At 46.4% G+C, this 16,725-nt stretch carries 19 protein-coding genes; 10 read left to right on the top strand and 9 right to left on the bottom strand.

Annotated features, from left to right (window positions below; all coding sequences use genetic code 11):
- Positions 1–97: 97 nt before the first annotated feature.
- Positions 98–622, bottom strand: coding sequence for a hypothetical protein (locus QUB66_RS19675; RefSeq protein ID WP_265238493.1), 525 nt, complete (start codon positions 620–622; stop codon positions 98–100).
- 77 nt (positions 623–699) lie between these two features.
- Between QUB66_RS19675 and QUB66_RS19670 the strand changes: the two genes are divergently transcribed.
- The 6 genes from QUB66_RS19670 to QUB66_RS19645 all read left to right on the top strand — a co-directional run bounded on the left by QUB66_RS19670 (position 700) and on the right by QUB66_RS19645 (position 5,976).
- The gene (locus QUB66_RS19670; protein WP_332969398.1) at positions 700–1,617 is read left to right on the top strand and encodes a histone deacetylase family protein; all 918 of its coding nucleotides are present in this window, start codon (positions 700–702) and stop codon (positions 1,615–1,617) included.
- Between the two features lie 419 nt (positions 1,618–2,036).
- Entirely contained in the window at positions 2,037–2,252 is a 216-nt protein-coding gene (locus tag QUB66_RS19665) for a hypothetical protein (RefSeq protein WP_265238496.1), read from the top strand.
- The gene (locus tag QUB66_RS19660) at positions 2,245–2,856 is read left to right on the top strand and encodes an acyltransferase (RefSeq protein WP_332969396.1); all 612 of its coding nucleotides are present in this window, start codon (positions 2,245–2,247) and stop codon (positions 2,854–2,856) included. The genes QUB66_RS19665 and QUB66_RS19660 overlap by 8 nt, the downstream gene beginning before the upstream one ends.
- Positions 2,857–3,100: 244 nt before the next feature.
- On the top strand, positions 3,101–4,111 hold the full coding sequence (locus tag QUB66_RS19655; protein WP_265238499.1) for a glycosyltransferase family 2 protein: 1,011 nt from the start codon (positions 3,101–3,103) through the stop codon (positions 4,109–4,111).
- A gap of 326 nt (positions 4,112–4,437) precedes the next feature.
- On the top strand, positions 4,438–5,019 hold the full coding sequence (locus QUB66_RS19650) for a serine O-acetyltransferase (RefSeq protein WP_265238500.1): 582 nt from the start codon (positions 4,438–4,440) through the stop codon (positions 5,017–5,019).
- Between the two features lie 402 nt (positions 5,020–5,421).
- On the top strand, positions 5,422–5,976 hold the full coding sequence (locus QUB66_RS19645; RefSeq protein ID WP_265239760.1) for a serine O-acetyltransferase: 555 nt from the start codon (positions 5,422–5,424) through the stop codon (positions 5,974–5,976).
- Positions 5,977–6,038: 62 nt separating this feature from the next.
- On the opposite strand, the gene QUB66_RS19640 is transcribed toward QUB66_RS19645, so the two are convergent.
- Positions 6,039–6,704 (bottom strand): glycosyltransferase family 4 protein, encoded by a 666-nt coding sequence (locus QUB66_RS19640; RefSeq protein ID WP_265239761.1) that lies wholly within the window; start codon positions 6,702–6,704, stop codon positions 6,039–6,041.
- Positions 6,705–6,725: 21 nt separating this feature from the next.
- Positions 6,726–7,055 carry a hypothetical protein gene (locus tag QUB66_RS19635; protein WP_265239762.1) on the bottom strand — a complete coding sequence of 110 codons (330 nt, stop codon included), beginning with the start codon at positions 7,053–7,055 and terminating at the stop codon, positions 6,726–6,728.
- Between the two features lie 292 nt (positions 7,056–7,347).
- On the opposite strand from QUB66_RS19635, the gene QUB66_RS19630 reads away from it, so the two are divergent.
- The 3 genes from QUB66_RS19630 (at position 7,348) to QUB66_RS19620 (ending at position 10,640) form a co-directional block, all read left to right on the top strand.
- Entirely contained in the window at positions 7,348–8,352 is a 1,005-nt protein-coding gene (locus QUB66_RS19630; protein WP_265239763.1) for a glycosyltransferase, read from the top strand.
- Positions 8,353–8,853: 501 nt separating this feature from the next.
- On the top strand, positions 8,854–10,104 hold the full coding sequence (locus QUB66_RS19625) for a glycosyltransferase family 4 protein (RefSeq protein ID WP_265239764.1): 1,251 nt from the start codon (positions 8,854–8,856) through the stop codon (positions 10,102–10,104).
- A gap of 188 nt (positions 10,105–10,292) precedes the next feature.
- Positions 10,293–10,640, top strand: coding sequence for a hypothetical protein (locus QUB66_RS19620; protein ID WP_332971262.1), 348 nt, complete (start codon positions 10,293–10,295; stop codon positions 10,638–10,640).
- Between the two features lie 109 nt (positions 10,641–10,749).
- Here QUB66_RS19620 and QUB66_RS19615 read toward each other — a convergent pair whose 3' ends face one another.
- From QUB66_RS19615 to QUB66_RS19595, 5 genes are all read right to left on the bottom strand, one after another.
- The gene (locus tag QUB66_RS19615; RefSeq protein WP_006635781.1) at positions 10,750–11,103 is read right to left on the bottom strand and encodes a DUF1257 domain-containing protein; all 354 of its coding nucleotides are present in this window, start codon (positions 11,101–11,103) and stop codon (positions 10,750–10,752) included.
- A gap of 130 nt (positions 11,104–11,233) precedes the next feature.
- Positions 11,234–12,754, bottom strand: a complete 1,521-nt coding sequence (gene ycf46, locus QUB66_RS19610; protein WP_265239767.1) for a stress-responsive protein Ycf46 — start codon at positions 12,752–12,754, stop codon at positions 11,234–11,236.
- Positions 12,755–12,860: 106 nt separating this feature from the next.
- On the bottom strand, positions 12,861–13,211 hold the full coding sequence (locus tag QUB66_RS19605) for a hypothetical protein (protein ID WP_265239768.1): 351 nt from the start codon (positions 13,209–13,211) through the stop codon (positions 12,861–12,863).
- Between the two features lie 308 nt (positions 13,212–13,519).
- Positions 13,520–14,431 carry a UTP--glucose-1-phosphate uridylyltransferase gene (locus tag QUB66_RS19600; RefSeq protein WP_332969392.1) on the bottom strand — a complete coding sequence of 304 codons (912 nt, stop codon included), beginning with the start codon at positions 14,429–14,431 and terminating at the stop codon, positions 13,520–13,522.
- A 54-nt stretch (positions 14,432–14,485) separates the two neighbouring features.
- Positions 14,486–15,526, bottom strand: a complete 1,041-nt coding sequence (locus tag QUB66_RS19595) for a mevalonate kinase family protein (RefSeq protein WP_332969390.1) — start codon at positions 15,524–15,526, stop codon at positions 14,486–14,488.
- A gap of 152 nt (positions 15,527–15,678) precedes the next feature.
- On the opposite strand from QUB66_RS19595, the gene QUB66_RS19590 reads away from it, so the two are divergent.
- Entirely contained in the window at positions 15,679–16,218 is a 540-nt protein-coding gene (locus QUB66_RS19590; protein ID WP_332969389.1) for a Dps family protein, read from the top strand.
- Between the two features lie 292 nt (positions 16,219–16,510).
- On the opposite strand, the gene QUB66_RS19585 is transcribed toward QUB66_RS19590, so the two are convergent.
- Positions 16,511–16,675, bottom strand: a complete 165-nt coding sequence (locus tag QUB66_RS19585; protein ID WP_332969388.1) for a hypothetical protein — start codon at positions 16,673–16,675, stop codon at positions 16,511–16,513.
- Positions 16,676–16,725 lie beyond the last annotated feature (50 nt).

The raw sequence follows: 16,725 nt of genomic DNA, 5'->3' as shown, positions 1-16,725 counted from the left end.
GCTACCAATACAAATTGCCTCTGAGGACTCCCGCAGGAGAAGAGAACAAGAGCAGAGAAATTGAGACTTGTTTCAAAACCTCTGTTAAAGATACTGTTTAAATTACTGGCAGCTTATTTGCCAATAATTTATGAAGTTTAACAATATTTTCGGGGCTGAGGGCGATTTTGATTTCAAGTTCTTGTTCCGCATCCCACAGCAGCATAATATTATCTTCTCCCCAGGCGATTTCGAGATTTTTAAATTCAAGTGTTTGATATTTAACTTTGGGAATTCCGATGCAAATTACTATGTCTGATTCCAATTGAGGATAAAAGTACAATTGCTGTTGCACGTTGTCTAGTTCCAGTTTCTGAACTATTGTGTTTCGTTCCACCGGACTATCAGGTTTGTACCAATAGAGAGTGTCGTCGCGAATTTCGGGATTGACTATGACAAATGTTTCGTCAAAACGCTGGGGGTGCCAGTGAATTTCGCTCAAGCCACCGCTTTGTGGAATCAGTCGCTCTACCCAGCTAATTTCTTTGCCGTTGAGGTTTCCCCACCACTGACTGATATGATCGAGGTTGATAGCATTTTCGGGCTCGTTGCTGCCGGACTGCCAGACTGTTGTTAGTTGCATATACAGGTTCTCCAGCGAATTTAAATTTGAGATTGCAGGCTTTCAATTGGAGATTCAATCGTTCTACAATCATCTTAATGGACTTACCAATTATCTACCACGAAGATTACGTTGCACCTCTGCCGCCCGGTCACCGCTTCCCGATGGCAAAGTTCGGGCTGCTTTACGAAATGCTACTCGCCGACGGGGTAGCAGATCGATCGCAATTTCACGCGCCGGAACAGTTTGGGACAGAATGGATTCAATTAGTCCACGATCGCGCCTACGTTCAAGCTTACTGCAACGGGACGCTGGATGCCAAAGCTCAGCGACGCATTGGCCTGCCTTGGAGTCCTGCCCTAGTCAACCGCACTTGTATCGCCTCCTCCGGGACGGTACTAACTGCCAAGCTTGCCTTAGAATGCGGTTTAGCTTGCAATACTGCCGGTGGAACTCATCACGCTTTCCCAAATTATGGGTCTGGTTTTTGTATTTTCAACGATTTGGCGATCGCCTGTCGCGTTTTGCAAAAAATGGGTTTAGTTCGCAAAGTCTTAATTGTCGATTTAGACGTGCACCAAGGAGATGGAACCGCTGTAATTTTCCAAGATGACAGCAGCGTTTTTACTTTTTCGATGCACTGCGAGGTAAATTTTCCCGGCACTAAACAAAAGAGTGATTTAGATGTAGCTTTGCCTGTCGGTATGGAAGACGACGAATATTTACAAACCTTGGCTAAATACTTACCAGATTTACTCTTGGATGTCAAGCCAGATTTAGTATTGTATGATGCCGGAGTAGACCCTCATCAGGCAGACAAACTGGGAAAATTATCTTTAACTGATACGGGCTTATTTCGCCGGGAAATGCAAGTTTTATCTACTTGTTTGGCTGGTGGTTATCCCGTTGCCTGCGTGATTGGCGGTGGCTATGCCGATGACACGAAGGGGTTGGTTTACCGGCATTCGCTGCTGCACCGAGCCGCAAGTCAGGCTTATCGGCAGTATCGACTTTAAGCCCGAACACTAAACAAGTAAATACAGCTATATAATTAGCAAATGCTCGTGTTTAATTAACTCGCAAACTGTTGAAATAAAATAAAATAAATGCTATCAGATGGCGACATACAAGATGTTAGCGCCAATTTAATTATAGTTTTATTTAAGAAAAAATGCTCAGTTTAACAATAGAAATCTCGCAAAAAAGCTGAAACCAGTGTCCTGCTTAAGCAAAAACATAGTTTCGGTTGATGTCTAATAGAGTTCTGGCGATCGCCAGCAACAGCAGCTATAGAGTCGCAACACCTACACCAGAGACTTGCCCGACACTGTTAAACTCGGCCGCTAGCTAGTTTTGGAACATCAAGGCGCGAGGATCGTTCATTTTTATTAGTTGGCGACGACTGCACGATCCGCCAATACGTAAGCTTGGACAATTGCACTCTCCACCACGGCGTAGAAGGGCATCAATTGGGCGATCGAATCAATGGCTGAGCAATGGTGGTAAAATTATCGGCAGCATCACTTTCGGAGATGACACGAACATTGGTGCCAACGCTGTCATCTTGTCAGCTCTACCTCCTGGCACAACAGCGGTTAGTATGTCTGCCAATATTCTTAAATTTACTAAGGCTCAGGAAAATAATGATTAAATCAACCTTTCAGAAAATCCTTCGCCACTTTGCCATGCGCTACGGCAAGTTCCGAGGCCTCTACGTCAAATTCTGCGAGCCGAGTTCCGAGGAGTACACCCAATTTCTCCGCCTTCACGGCAACCTTTACTCGATCGGCGAAAATTGCACAATTCTGCCAAGCACGGTGTTTACAGACCCCACCTACGTCCGCATCGGCAACAACGTTCACTTTTCCACCTGTACTTTGATCGGCCACGACGGCTCGATCGCCATGCTTAACCAGGCGTACAACGTCAAACTAGATGCTGTGGGCAAAATAGACATCCGTGACAACGTATTTATCGGCTACAACTCCCTCGTCCTCCGCAACGTCACCATCGGCCCCAATGCGATCGTCGCCGCCGGTGCCGTCGTCACCAAAGATGTCGCAGAAGGCGATATAGTTGCCGGTGTTCCCGCTAAACCCATCGGCCGCGTTGCAGACTTGGTGGAAAAATGGCAAGCTGAAACTCAAAGCCTACCGTGGGCAGATTTAATTAACAGTCGGGAGGGTGCCTACGACCCCCAAATGGAGCCCCAGCTTACAGAAATGCGATTGTCATACTTCTATAGAAATAAATAGACATATCCAACAATACTCAAACCCCTTATATAACAAGCTTTTTCCGAAGATTTTTTGGCGTTATTTGGGGTTTTTATTAAGAGTAAAGTAGGCTTTTCAAGACTAGAGGTGAAAAATAGTGGCAGCTTTTGTAAAATATGTAGGAGCCATCAAAAAAGTAGGCGATACCTCAAATAGCGATCGCTCTACCTTGCCAAATCAATACAACTTGAGCTAAAAAGTTGTTAAACCAACAACTGCACCTATGTCCAATGCCAGTCCGCCCAATCATCCCTATCCGCTACTTGTCGTCATTGTTAACTACCGAACCCCTGGTTTGACCATTGACTGCTTGCACTCTCTAGTTAGCGAAGTGCGATCGCTCCCCGGTATGCGGGTTGCAGTAGCAGACAACGCTTCAGGCGACAGTTCTAACGAACAAATACCAGCCGCCATAGACACCTTCGGCTGGAGCGAATGGGCATCCTTCGTGCCCCTAGAGCGCAACGGCGGCTTTGCCTTCGGCAACAACGCCCTGATCCGTCCCGCCCTGCAATCCACCAATCCCCCTCCATACTTCCTGCTGCTCAACCCAGACACCGTAGTTCGCCCCGGAGCCTTAAAAGCCCTGGTCGATTTCATGGAGACTCATCCCGACGCAGGTATCGCCGGCAGCCGCTTGGAAGACCCCGACGGAACGCCACAGGAGTCAGCTTTTCGGTTTCACAATCTCTTGACCGAACTAGATTTTGGTTGGCGGACGGGCTTTATATCCAAGTTATTGGCAAACTCGATCGCAGCGTCTCCTATTTCCCAAGAAATCTGTCAAACTGATTGGGTAGCTGGAGCCAGCATGATCGTCCGTCGCGAAGTATTTGAAAAGATTGGCTTGATGGATGAAGCTTATTTTATGTACTGCGAAGAAATGGACTTTTGTCTACAAGCAAACAAAGCTGGCTGGAGTTGCTGGTATGTACCTGAAAGTCGCGTGGTTCACCTAGTAGGTCAAAGCTCAGGTGTTACTGACACCAAAAAAGCCCCTAAGCGACTGCCACAGTATTGGTTTGATTCCCGGCGCAGGTACTTTCTCAAAAACTACGGCTTGGTTTACACAGCATTAACTGATGTCTCCTGGGCTTCGGGCTTTGCAGCCTGGAGGGTGCGCCGCGTACTTCAAGGTAAGCCAGACGGCGACCCACCAAAAATGCTCACCGATTTTGTAATGAATAGTGTATTTTTAAAGGGAGGTAAGATAGAAGATTCAAAAATTTTTTAAAGGGTATTTTTTAGTTGACAGTTGATAGTTGACAGTTGATAGTTGACAGCGATCTCTACTTGGAAGGAAGAGGATTGGAGTAATGAATAGTCTTCTTTTAATTTCTCCCTACAAGGGAGAGGCTTTAAGCCAATGCTTTCTGGTAAAAAAAATAAAACCAGAGAAACTAGGTTTATCCTGGCAAGCGAAAGATTGCTTAATTCACCCAGTATTAATATTTTAAATTGAAGAAACCGGGTTGAAAATCCCTGAAAAATAAGATAGACATCTGACGATAGGTGGCATCTAGTAATAACTTAAACCAGACAGAATGTTGAGTACAGCTTATGGTAACGGAGTCAAATTTAATAGCAAGTGAAAATCAAGTAGAAACCCCTGCACTGGGATTGTGGCAGCAGATTCAAGAAGACTGGATCGCTCACGGACGCGACTGGACAAAACCGGGATTTCGGGCCGTAGCAGTTCAAAGATTCGGTGTCTGGAGGATGCAGGTAGAACCAAAACTACTGCGAGCTCCGTTGAGCATTCTGTATCGATCGCTCTACCGAAAAATCCGCAACACCTACGGCATAGATTTGCCCTACACAGTCAAGCTCGGCCGCCGAGTCGTCATTGAACACGAAGGCTGTATCATCGTTCACGGACATTGCACTCTTGGTGACGACTGCATTATCCGCCAAGGCGTTACGCTGGGGAACCGCTACTTGGAAAAACCCCTAGAATCGCCTCAATTGGGCGATCGGGTGAACGTCGGCGCCGGAGCAAAAATTCTCGGCAAAGTCAACCTGGGAGACGACGTAAATATCGGTGCAAATGCTGTTGTTTTATCAGACGTTCCTGCGGGTCAAACTGCCGTTGGCATTCCGGCCAAAATTCTCAAATCCCGCCCTGTCGAAAACAATCCTTAAATTAGTATCAGAAAAAGTAGCCTGTCTCTTCTATTACTTCAATAAACTAGAGAGCTACCGCCTCTATAGTGATAGATACTTTTACGAAATCGTGGAATTCTATTGCAGTGATTGTTGCAAACAGAGTGCGCTACTGATTGTTTGTATACATCAACATCAACTCGGTTAACTAAATAATCATAAGTTGATCGTATGGCAATTCTGTATTGATTGTAACAACTTGTCCGTTAGTGCCCCGCCATACCTACTCTAAAAACCTGGCAACCTACAAAAACCTTACAACTCAAATATGATTGCTAGAGAATTTTAAAAAATATTGTCAATCATCAAGCAGTTATCATATACTGATAATGGATGGTCAGATGATTGTCAGTATATCTTATCTGTTTTATTGCACAAAGAATGCTTGAATCAATAACTACACCAGTCGTTGCTCCCACAACTACACCTGTCGTTTCTGCCACAGAACCAGATTGGAGCCGCGAAAAACTTCGCCAGTGGTACGATCCCAGTCGCCAACTTCTAAAATCTATCCGCAACTATCAAAAATGGCGCCAGCAAGGTGGAATTTTAGGGTATTTTTTATCCAGGTTGAACGTAATCCAGCATCTATTCTGGAGCATTGTAACTGGAACTGACATCCCTTTGAACTGCCAGATAGGAGGGGGACTCATTATGGTTCATCCTAATGGCATAGTCATTAATCCATGCGCGTCTATTGGCCCGAACTGTCTAATTTTTCAACAGGTCACAATTGTTACTGATGTCAAAATTGGTGGTCACGTGGATATCGGTGCAGGAGCAAAAATTATTCGCTCCGTAACGATCGGCGATCATGCTTTAATTGGTGCCAATGCTGTAGTTGTTTGTGACGTGCCACCCGGTGCAACTGCGGTGGGAATTCCGGCAAAAATAATCGAAAAAGAAATACCAGTAAGTCTGAAAATGCACCCTTAGAAATATTTGCAGGAAAAAGGAAGTTGCAAAGCAACGATTCTTTCAGAGAATTCTCCTATTTCCTAAACTTTCAATTTTTCCTGCACTAAATCTTTCCGGCGGCGTGCTACTTTTGCCCAGGTAAATTCCTCGGCTTGCTGGCGAGCACTATAACCCATCTCAGCTCTCAACTCCGGCGATAAAGCAAGCTTTCGCAAGCTTTCAACCAAAGCATCAGAGTCGTAGGGGTCAACTACGATCCCATCTTTGCCGTTCCGGGCAATTGCGCCCGCTCCCATAGGTGAGGTGAGAACTGGCAACCCGTGAGCCATAGCTTCATAGGTAACCAGCGGACTACCTTCTTCGAGACTCGGAAAGGCAAAAATGTCAGCTTCGCCATAGACCGCGCCAACATTGGTGGTGTAATCTATATGAATTACATTAGACCGTCCTAAAATATCGCTGCAACTTTCGGCAATTGCAGGCTCTATCCTTGCGCAAAGCACCAGTCTGCCTTTAATGCCGGCTTTTTCCCAGGCTTGCAAGAGCAAGTGAGAGCCTTTTCTGACGCAGATGCTGCCCACAAAGAGCACAGTAACGGTGTCTGACGGCTCTTTTTGGGGCGAAATATTCGGGAACCGCTTTGGACACCACCCGTAACTGGTAGAGAGCAGTTTGTATTCAGGAACTCCTATTTCGAGAAAAGATTTTTTTACCTCCGGACTAGGAGAAAAAATGAAATCAGCCAAGCTCATTTCTTCATCTTCTTGCTAAATCATCGCATCTGTAATTCCATGTTGGGGAGAGATGCCCAAGCGGCCGTAAGCATCGTCAAGAATATATTTTGCCTTTTTAGTAGAGCAGTTAATACGCTCCAAAATTATTGTTTTGCCCCGCTGCTTTACCTTTCTAATAGTTTTGATTGAAGTGCCAGGCCACAAGTAAGCTGCATCAAAATCATTGAAATCTCTCAAAAAACGTTTTTCAGTACAAGATTCCGCTCTATCTTTGCCCCTGTAGTAGAACGATTTTAAATATCGGGGTATACCTTCAACTATATTATAGCCGCGATATTGCGGATCGCAATTGGGAACAACCATGCGGGCTTTAAAGTCAGAGTGGTTCCACTCGGAGCAAAGTGACAAAAATATATGGCTTATTCCTTGACCGTTACAGTAAATTATGAACAGAGAACTAATGTTTAGCATGGTTAACTATTCTGAATTAAAAACTGTGGATTGGATGTGATTTAATATATGATAAGCTCAACGAGCTTCGATGTCCACCACAGCCACTGGCTGAAAGTTTTGGCATAAAGATATTGTGAAATTAGCGTGACTGTTACTAAAATATTAAAAGAACAGCTCGCAAGTCGAATTCCAGAGGTAAGCTTTGAAACAAATTGGATTAGTGGCGATCGGGCGAAATGAGGGCGTGAGGCTCGAAGCGTGCTTGCAATCGGCGATCGACAAAGTAGCTTTGGTGGTTTATGTCGATTCCGGCTCAACAGACGGCAGCTTGGAATTAGCCCGGTCGATCGGCTGCGATACAGTTGAACTAGACCTATCTACACCCTTTACCGCAGCCCGCGCCAGAAATGCAGGATTTGCCCGCCTGCGACAAGTAGTTCCCGACATCGAATTTGTCCAATTCGTAGACGGCGACTGCGAAGTAGTTGACGGCTGGCTCGAAACAGCCCAGCAAAAACTCGCAGCTAACACAGAATTAGCTGTAGTGTGCGGGCGCAGGCGCGAAAAATTCCCCGAAGCCACAGCATACAATCGACTCTGCGACATGGAGTGGGACACCCCCATCGGCGAAGCAAAAGCCTGCGGTGGCGACTCAATGATGCGAGTCAAAGCATTCGAGCAAGTCGGTGGTTTCAACCCCGCACTGATAGCCGGCGAAGAACCGGAAATGTGCGTGAGGCTGCGCCAAAACGGTTGGAAAATCGATCGCTTAGATGCAGAAATGACCCTGCACGACGCTCAAATGACTCGTTTTGACCAGTGGTGGAAGCGCTCTCAAAGAGCGGGTCACGCTTATGCTGAGGGCTCTTGGCTGCACGGGAACACCCCCGAACGCCACTGGGTGAAAGACACCCTCAGAATCTGGTTTTGGGGATTGGTTTTGCCAGTGCTAGCATTGGGTACAGCCTGGTTTACTCACGGGTGGAGCCTGTGGTTGCTGGCCGGCTACCCGGTGCTTACTTACCGAATTTATCGCCGGATGCAGCAAGAGCGGAATTGGCCTGCCAAGGATGCTGCGCTTTATGCTATATCTTGTGCGATCGGCAGATTTCCCCAGTTGCAAGGTCAGATTCAGTTTCACCAGCGTAGGTTGCTGGGACAGCGCAGCAATTTGATCGAATACAAAACATCAAAGTCTATGAATTAGACGATGTAGAATGAGTGCTAAATCTAGTGAGTAGATGAGTCAAAATAAACATAACTTATAACTTGTCTTTCCCCTATGCCCTTGCCTGCGGCGTTCCTGCCTCAGGCAAGTATCCAGATAGCACAAACAAATGGCTAACCAAAAAATTTAATTTATAGAGTGCAACCCCGATGCTGCATCTATACCTTGGGTCGGTCACATTTTTTTGCAACCAAATAGAAAACTGGCAGATGTAAATCTTGTTAACGACGAAAGAAATAAAAAGCTCCAGTCAAAGTTAAAAAAATACACACAAGTATTACTTGTATCGCCAACAGCAGCGAGGTGAAGAAAAACAACTACTTTGCCTGGAAAAAACGCCTGACAATGAAAGGCGAAAAGAACGGGTATTCAGCTAATTTTTGAGGTAATCCAGTTGATGTAGAATTCAATCAATGAATTGCCAAAAAGCAGCTTCTAAGTTTAAATTGTCTATTAATTTAGTGGAAATAAAAACAAGTTATGCGAATAGTAATTGTTGCTCAAAATGCCTCAAGTCAATTCGGTGGCGAGTCATTGCTGCCGGTGAACTACTTCCGGATACTTCGATCGCGCCAAATAGAGACGTGGTTAGTAGTTCACGCACGCACCCAGACTGAACTCGAAGCGCTATTTCCCGAAGATCGCGATCGAATGCACTTTGTACCTGACACTTGGCTGCATCGGCTGCTTAACAATTGCGGGCGATTTATCCCAGCAAGAGTGAATGAATTTACTTTTGGGCTGCTGAGTCACCTGTACACCCAAGTGCTACAGCGTCGCATTGTGCGGCGGCTGGTGAGCGAACACCAGATTGATGTTGTACACGAGCCAACACCAGTCTCGGCAACAATTCCTTCGTTGATGTTCGGATTGGGGGTGCCGGTAGTCATGGGGCCGATGAACACGTCGGTTAAATTTCCTCTGGCATTTCGATCGCGCCAAAACCGTTCAGTCGATATTTTAATCGCGATCGGTCACCAGTGCGTGGATTTCTGCAATCGTCTTTTGCCCGGTAAAATCAAAGCCGAGACCATGTTAGTGGCAAACGATCGCACGAAGCAAGCACTTCCGACTGGGGTGCAGGGTAAAATCATTGAACTTGTGGAAAACGGCGTGGATTTCTCGGTGTGGCGATCGGACTCTACCGCATCAAAGGAGCCAAATAAACAAGTTCATTTTGTTTTTTTGGGGCGTCTGGCCGACTGGAAAGGTGTAGACTTGCTGCTGGAAGCCTTTGCCACCGTCGCCGCTCAAACTGATGCAGTCTTGGAAATCATCGGCGATGGGGATATGCGAGGGGAACTCGAAGCTCAAACAGCTCGTTTAGGCATCGACAGCAGCGTTGTATTCAGCGGCTGGCTCTCTCAGGAGCAGTGCGCTCTCAAAATGAAACAAGCTGATACAATGGTGTTTCCGAGTTTGCGGGAGCCTGGGGGGGCGGTGGTGATGGAGGCAATGGCACTGGGCTTGCCCGTCATAGCAACGAACTGGGGTGGGCCAGCGGATTATCTGAATTCCACTTGCGGTATTTTAGTAGAACCAGCTTCTCAAGAAGGCTTTGTCAAGGGACTGACTGATGCGATGCTGAAGCTCGCTCAGTCACCAGAATTGCGACAGAGTATGGGTAGGGCGGGATGGGAGCGGGTTCGGGAGCATTTTGACTGGCAACGCAAAGTCGATCGCATGATTGAAATTTATCAACAAACCATCGACACTTGCCAGAAGAATTAGTATTCAGGCAGTGACGCTCCTACACCAACCGCAAGCTTTATGGTGTAGGCATCTGAGTCCTGTTAAGGATATCCAGATCTTCCTTCTAGGTATACGAGCATTGTTTCCCCTCTACGGCATTTTATAGTGAGGGACACGTCCCGCCCCACTCTTGGTTTCAAACATGAAATTAAGTGCACCTTCGTGCCTTGAAAATTTTACTCGCAGCTCTTGCTGCCACAATTAAATGTGTCACTTCCCCAAGAAACCCCCTATCTTCAGTTGTCAAGGTTGAGTATATTGGTAGCATTTTCGGCTGCCCAATAACTATAATTCTAGCACTCAAACCCTTACTGGATAAAGCTTTAGCCCTCGGCCTCTCATCTCCTCATCCACCCGCCCACTCCCATTCTTCTGCGCTTGGAAGGCCCTCCGGCGGGTGGAATCCTCATCTTGCTCGCCTTTCATCCCACAGTAAGTGGAGTACCACTCGCCCTGTGGGGATTCCCGTCTGTCGAGCTAAAGCAGCAGCTCTCCGGTTGAAAGCTGCTGCTTAGGGGTGCTAAAAAATGTGGCGGGCAAAAAAGCCCACTCTACATCCTAGCTAGCAAAAAACGGGTTAACCCGTATGTGGTTAACCCGCAAGCTTAGAAACGCGCAGATCAATTAGTTTTGCACTACCAGCTTAACGTTGGCATTTTGCAAACCACGCTGCTTGACGGCTGCCAAGGTTTTGTTAACTGCGTACTTCTGGTTGATGGAGTTGATTAACTCAGTTTGATTGTGCTTTTTGGCGACGCCCCAGAGGTCTGCAATCAGATCAAAGGAACCGTCGCTATTGCGAGACCAACCCAGGTCATATTCGCCTTCCAGAATCGCCACGATGTCGGAGCGAACGCGCTGGCCGTTATAGCCGCGAACATCAGCTTCGGACTTGACTGAAATGCCCAAGTCGCGCAGGGAAGCTTTCAGGATTTCGGCATCAGTGATTTTGGTACGCAGAGTGCTAAAGTGAGACATTGGATTTCCTCCTAATAAAACTGAGAGAGAAACAACAACGGTCTGGATTTAACGGTGCCGCTGGGCGGCTTTTCAATCGAACTGCTAGCTGTTGCTAGCCTTTGCTCCTGTTTGGACCAGGAGAAAGCTTTTAGAATTCCATTCGCTGGTATTCAGCGACGGAAGACGCAGCGGGCCGTGCGCGCTGTCTCGCCCAATCTCGGAGGGCGCTGACCTGTTCGGTCATGGTTTTAGACAGTGGCAATGTAGATTTAATGGCCGCGATGATATCTAACTGCGTAAACTCTCTATCTTGAGCGAAGGCCTCGTACATGGCTGCTACCAGCCCTTGCTCAATTTCTGCTCCTGAAAAGCCGTCGGAAACATTGGAAAGTTGCTCTAAATCGAAGCGAGTAATTTCCCGACGCCGTTTTGACAGGTGAATTTTGAATATATCTTGGCGTTCTTCTTTAGTTGGCAGGTCAACAAAGAAGAGTTCGTCGAATCGACCTTTCCTCAAGAATTCCCCCGGCAACCGCTCGATTCGGTTGGCTGTTGCCATTACGAAGACTGGGGAAGTCTTTTCTTGCATCCAAGTGAGGAAGGAACCGAAAATTCGGCTGGATGTGCCTCCGTCTGAGTCTGCCGAACCAGTGCCTCCGGCAAAGGCTTTGTCTAGTTCGTCGATGAAAAGGATGGCTGGGGAGATGGATTCTGCGGTTTTTAGGGCGTTGCGGAGGTTGGCTTCCGATCGACCTACCATCGAGCCATCGTAGACTCTACCCATATCTAGCCGCAGCAGGGGCAATCCCCAAAGGCGGGAGGTAGTCTTGGCAATCAGCGATTTTCCGCATCCCGGTACGCCGAGAATTAACATCCCTTTTGGTTGAGGCAGACCGTATTCTCTCGCCCGTTCTGTAAAGGCGTTGGAACGCTGTCTGAGCCATCGTTTCAGCTCTTCTAAACCGCCGACTGCATCCAGGGTTTCGTCTTCTTCGATGAACTCTAGAATGCCGTTGCGCCGAATTAGCTGCTTTTTCTCCGACAGAACGATGTCTACTTCTTCTTCGGTTAAGCGCCCCGTGCAAACTTGGGCTTTGCGATAAACTTTTTCAGCTTCGTCCTTAGTCAATCCCAAGGCTGCTTTTAAAAGTTTTTCTCGCGCTTCTGTGGTAATGCGTTTCGATTTTGTTTGCTCCAACTGGCTAGACAATACTTGGTTTAGTTCCTTCATGTCTGGGAGCGCGAAGTCTAATACCACTACTTCTTTTTCTAGCTCGATCGGAATTTGCTGCAAAGGAGACATCAGTATAATTGTCTTTTGCGTTCCTTTGAAGTTGGCGATCGCATCGCGCAACCACCGCGTTACCGGAGGAGAATCGATAAAAGGATGTAAATCTTTGAAAATGTAGATGCTAGCGTTGCTGTTTGGTTCTCGCTGCCTGATCACCCATTCAATGGCTGCCTCTGGGGAGACGGTGTTGTGCTGGGTAGTGGTGCGCGGTTGACCGTACTCCACAATGCCGTGAGTTACAGTCCAGATAAATACTCGTCGCTGTGGTTTTGCTTGAGCTATTGTCGAAATTGCTTGCTCACACCGCTCTTCCTCGGATGTCACGAGGTAGATCAGAGGATATTGAGCTTGGATTAGGATACTGATCTCTTCTTGCATATTCCTCGACCCACTAGAGACGGTGCTATCTTTGCTGAATCTCAATGCTGCCTTTAGCCCAATGCTGAAATTTTCAGTTCTCGGTTTTTGGGGAAGCAAGGCATTCTTAGCAGGGAACCAATTCTTCCTCTCCCGCTTGGGCTGTGCTGGCGCTGATGCCTGACACCTGCTTTACTGGAAGATCCTGCTCAGCCAATACGCTCGGCTGACTTGTTACGGATGCCAGTTCTCCATCTCGCATTACGACAGAACCCGTGCATTCTGGACAAGTGTATACCCGATGGGTTTGTCCGTAGGATGCTTCTACTTCGTCAACCAGTTCGGGGTTTCCTAGGTAAAAGAAAATTGCCCTTTCTGCAATTGATGACATCGGTTCAGCTTCGACTGCGGCTCGGATTTTGAGCTGGCGATGCAGTTCTGGTGGAAGATACAATGTAACTTTTTGCTTTTCTTGCATAGGACTGTGAATTGACTTACCCGGGTATGTTTATCAGAATAGCGGCTTACTTTCTTACTGTCAAGACTCTATGCTGTTTTAGCGTCATTTTGTAATATTTTGTTACAATAAACGGGAATTTTGGGCGGTTAACAACGGAAAACCAAGGGTTATAGCTGATGTGTGGTAGCGTCAAAGTCGATCGACTTATATATATATAGTTGGTTTGTGGATTTGTTCAGGGGGCGCTGCTGGTGAATTGCTGTTATTCGTTGTATGAGGACTGAAGTCCTCACTACAAATAGGGTACAGGCAAGGGCGCAGCCATATTAGCCGATCGCCCCACCAGATATGGCAAAATCAATCAGCGTCTGTCGGTAAATATCCGGCAATCCGGTGTCAAAACACCGCCCTTGCACCACATAACCAGCCATTCCCTCGAACTCCCGCAATTTATCCAAACACGAAGTTAACTGGAATTCGCCTCTTTCTCGAAAATTGACATTAATATGTTCAGCCAAATAATCAAAAATTTTAGGCTCAAGCACATACATTCCAAAAAATGACAAAAATAAATCCTCCGCCATACCTTCTACGCTTAAGTGCTGCCGCGCATACTCGATATCCGGCTTTTCGTAAACTTGCGTCACCGACAAAATAGCATCTTGTGCCTGCCAAACACCCGCGGCACAGCCGTAGTGATGAATTACCTCAGCCTGTGTCACCCTCAAACCAATTACGCTTTGCTGCACTTGCGAGTAAATATCCAATAGCTGGCGCGCGCAAGAGTTTGCAGTGTCCGACAAGTAAATATGGTCGCCCAAAAGCAGAAGAAATGGCTCATTGTTCGTCCATTCCTGAGCACAAAATACCGCGTGTCCGAACCCTTCCTGAACATCTTGAGTAAGAATTGTAACGCGCTGCCCCAACTCTTGTAAATATTTGCTATAGTCCTGATTTTGCTGAGACAGTTTTTGGAAAAGTTCAGGAGACGGCCCAGTTTTAAAGAAATCTTCAAAAAAAGTGCGATCGCCATTTTGCACAACTATACCAACTTCTTCGATTCCGGCGCTCAAAGCTTCTTCCACAATTGCCAAAATTATCGGTTTGGCGCGACCGTCGCGATCGATAATTGGAAAGAATTCCTTCTTCACAGCCTTAGTAGCCGGAAACATCCGAGTGCCAAAACCGGCTGCCGGAATCACCGCTTTGCGGACTTTGTACTGAGAACGGATTGTCATAGGATTTTAGATTTTAGATTGAAGAATTTGAAGATTCCCTAAATTGTTTTTTTTTCAACTGATTTTCAGTTTCACACAATTCATCTGAGGAAAATCCCGTGCAATCATCTCGATCACCTGCTGTTGACTTTCTGCATCTTTAACTATAAACTGCGCCGTGCCGTCTCCTTGAGAACCTACTCCCTTCCCGCCCAAGATATAAGGCTGAATCGGTGGATAGTTCAAAAGTTCGTGCAAAACAGAAGCAGTTAACTGTCCCGGACAAGCGGGGATTAAATGCTGGTCAAATTTGCTCTGGGCAACTTTCATCAACTCACCGAGTTTAACTGCATCTCCCTGCTGTAAAGCTGCGGCTGCATCTTGCGTAATTCTCGAACTAATCGCACCGAGATATTGCTGCACGTTTGCTGCAACTTCATTCGCAGCAAAGGGATAAGCTAGATTGAGACTTGCCAGGATTTCTTGAGTGTTTTTGCTGGCGCCCAAATCTACGATAACCAAAAACAAATCTTTGGCAACTGTTAACTCAACAACATCCATTGTAGCGCCGTCAAAAATCATCATGATCGGGCGATTTCCATAGGCACAACCCTGATCCATGCGGCCGCAGCGCGAAGGTGTTGCAGTCTCGCCTAAATAAGCGATTTCCATTTCGTCGCGCACGTTCATTTTTAAATCGTATAAGCGGTTGAAAGCGCGGGCTACTAACACACAAATTGCGGCGCTGGAAGACAAGCCTTTCTGAATTGGTAAATCTGTTAAATAATTGTCAATCTCTACTCCTCCCACGCGGTGGTAGGTGAGAAATTGAGCCGCAACACCTGCTGCATAACTGAAAAAAGTTCCTGTTTGTGCTTCAGCAAGCAGACAATTTTTTTCCATCGGGAGTGCAGCTTCTATTTTGGTGCCGTCATTTAAAGCAGCCCGCAAAATCAAGTGTGTGGGATGCGGCTTAACTTCAGCATAAATTCCTTGATTTGTACTGGCTATCAGAGTGCAGCCTTTTGCTATAGCGGGATTGAGGGGGCGATAAGCGGCTGCCCAATCGCTGTGTTCGCCAAACAGACAAAGGCGGCCAGGAACAAAAAGCTGCATGACATCTATCTAAGGGTATCTATATTGTGATTACTTTAACCTGAAATGCAGATATTTGACTAAAAGTGCGATCGTCCTTTGGGTTGATGTCAACTGCTGGCAAAATTTGTTTTAATAAATGTCTAGTTAGAAGAATCGAGGAAATAATTTCAATGCGTAAGTTAAATATAGGTCTATCTGACGAGCAGCGTGCAGGTGTTATCGAACTTTTGAATCACGACCTGTCAGACGCTTATCTGCTGTTAATCAAAACTAAAAAGTATCACTGGGATGTAGTTGGCCCGCAGTTTCGCTCGCTCCACCAGTTGTGGGAAGAACACTATCAGGCGTTAACAATAAATATCGATGCTATGGCGGAACGGGTGAGAGCTTTAGGCGGCTACCCAATTGGTACTGCTGAGGGTTTTCTTAAGTATGCTTCGATTAAGGAACACGTCGGCGATTTGCCTTTAGCAAGTGAGATGGTATCGCGTTTGGTTGACGATCACGAACTGGTTATTCGCAATCTCCGCAAGCACGTTGAACAGTGTGGTGAAGAGTTTAAGGATGACGGAACCGCAGACTTTTTGACTGGTTTGATGGAACAGCACGAGCAAATGGCTTGGATGTTGCGATCGTTTATTGAAGGGGAATCTATTTCGCCGGACGGTAAGCACCCACAAGCTAAAACTCCTACAGCTTCTCACGCTTAGATTGTTTGTACGGAAGTTAAACGCTGATGGTTAGAAACCGGGTTTTTTAGGAAAATACTGGTTTAGATATTTTGATTTTGGTCAAAAACCCGGTTTCTGGGCCTCGGATGCGTCCGTGTTGCAGAAACCGGGTTTTTTGCGATCGACTGCTTGATTCCGAGTGCGCTTCTAAACATAACCTCAGACATTGAGCCGAAAACCGTGCAACAAGAGTGCAAAATGTCAAAGGCTTTTACGGTATCAAATATTGCCTCGATTTCGGTTTGATACGGTAAAGCGCGGAGAGCCGCATTTATTGAGATTGCTGCATTCCCTCTGCTACTATCAGTTTATAATTGCTGGGTTTGTCAATAATTATTACATAATCATGCAGCAATGCAGTAAAAGCGGCACAGTATAAATTGTTGACGTAAGTAATAGCACGATTGCTGCTACGGTTAGCCGCAAGAAAATTCATTGTTTGATCGATCGACTCAAGTGCTATAGCGTTGGCGAAGTTTTTTGCAA

Origin of the sequence: Microcoleus sp. A2-C3 (assembly GCF_036706065.1) — a bacterium.
Lineage (GTDB): Bacteria > Cyanobacteriota > Cyanobacteriia > Cyanobacteriales > Microcoleaceae > Microcoleus.
This window is presented reverse-complemented; position numbering and strand designations above follow the sequence as displayed.

Excerpts from the sequence above, each read along its gene's own strand:
- QUB66_RS19675 (WP_265238493.1), bottom strand. The coding sequence starts at position 622 with ATGCAACTAACAACAGTCTGGCAGTCCGGCAGCAACGAGCCCGAAAAT.
- QUB66_RS19670 (WP_332969398.1), top strand. The coding sequence starts at position 700 with ATGGACTTACCAATTATCTACCACGAAGATTACGTTGCACCTCTGCCG.
- QUB66_RS19660 (WP_332969396.1), top strand. The coding sequence starts at position 2,245 with ATGATTAAATCAACCTTTCAGAAAATCCTTCGCCACTTTGCCATGCGC.
- QUB66_RS19655 (WP_265238499.1), top strand. The coding sequence starts at position 3,101 with ATGTCCAATGCCAGTCCGCCCAATCATCCCTATCCGCTACTTGTCGTC.
- QUB66_RS19650 (WP_265238500.1), top strand. The coding sequence starts at position 4,438 with ATGGTAACGGAGTCAAATTTAATAGCAAGTGAAAATCAAGTAGAAACC.
- QUB66_RS19645 (WP_265239760.1), top strand. The coding sequence starts at position 5,422 with ATGCTTGAATCAATAACTACACCAGTCGTTGCTCCCACAACTACACCT.
- QUB66_RS19635 (WP_265239762.1), bottom strand. The coding sequence starts at position 7,055 with ATGGTTGTTCCCAATTGCGATCCGCAATATCGCGGCTATAATATAGTT.
- QUB66_RS19625 (WP_265239764.1), top strand. The coding sequence starts at position 8,854 with ATGCGAATAGTAATTGTTGCTCAAAATGCCTCAAGTCAATTCGGTGGC.
- QUB66_RS19615 (WP_006635781.1), bottom strand. The coding sequence starts at position 11,103 with ATGTCTCACTTTAGCACTCTGCGTACCAAAATCACTGATGCCGAAATC.
- ycf46 (WP_265239767.1), bottom strand. The coding sequence starts at position 12,754 with ATGCAAGAAGAGATCAGTATCCTAATCCAAGCTCAATATCCTCTGATC.
- QUB66_RS19605 (WP_265239768.1), bottom strand. The coding sequence starts at position 13,211 with ATGCAAGAAAAGCAAAAAGTTACATTGTATCTTCCACCAGAACTGCAT.
- QUB66_RS19600 (WP_332969392.1), bottom strand. The coding sequence starts at position 14,431 with ATGACAATCCGTTCTCAGTACAAAGTCCGCAAAGCGGTGATTCCGGCA.
- QUB66_RS19595 (WP_332969390.1), bottom strand. The coding sequence starts at position 15,526 with ATGCAGCTTTTTGTTCCTGGCCGCCTTTGTCTGTTTGGCGAACACAGC.
- QUB66_RS19590 (WP_332969389.1), top strand. The coding sequence starts at position 15,679 with ATGCGTAAGTTAAATATAGGTCTATCTGACGAGCAGCGTGCAGGTGTT.
- QUB66_RS19585 (WP_332969388.1), bottom strand. The coding sequence starts at position 16,675 with ATGAATTTTCTTGCGGCTAACCGTAGCAGCAATCGTGCTATTACTTAC.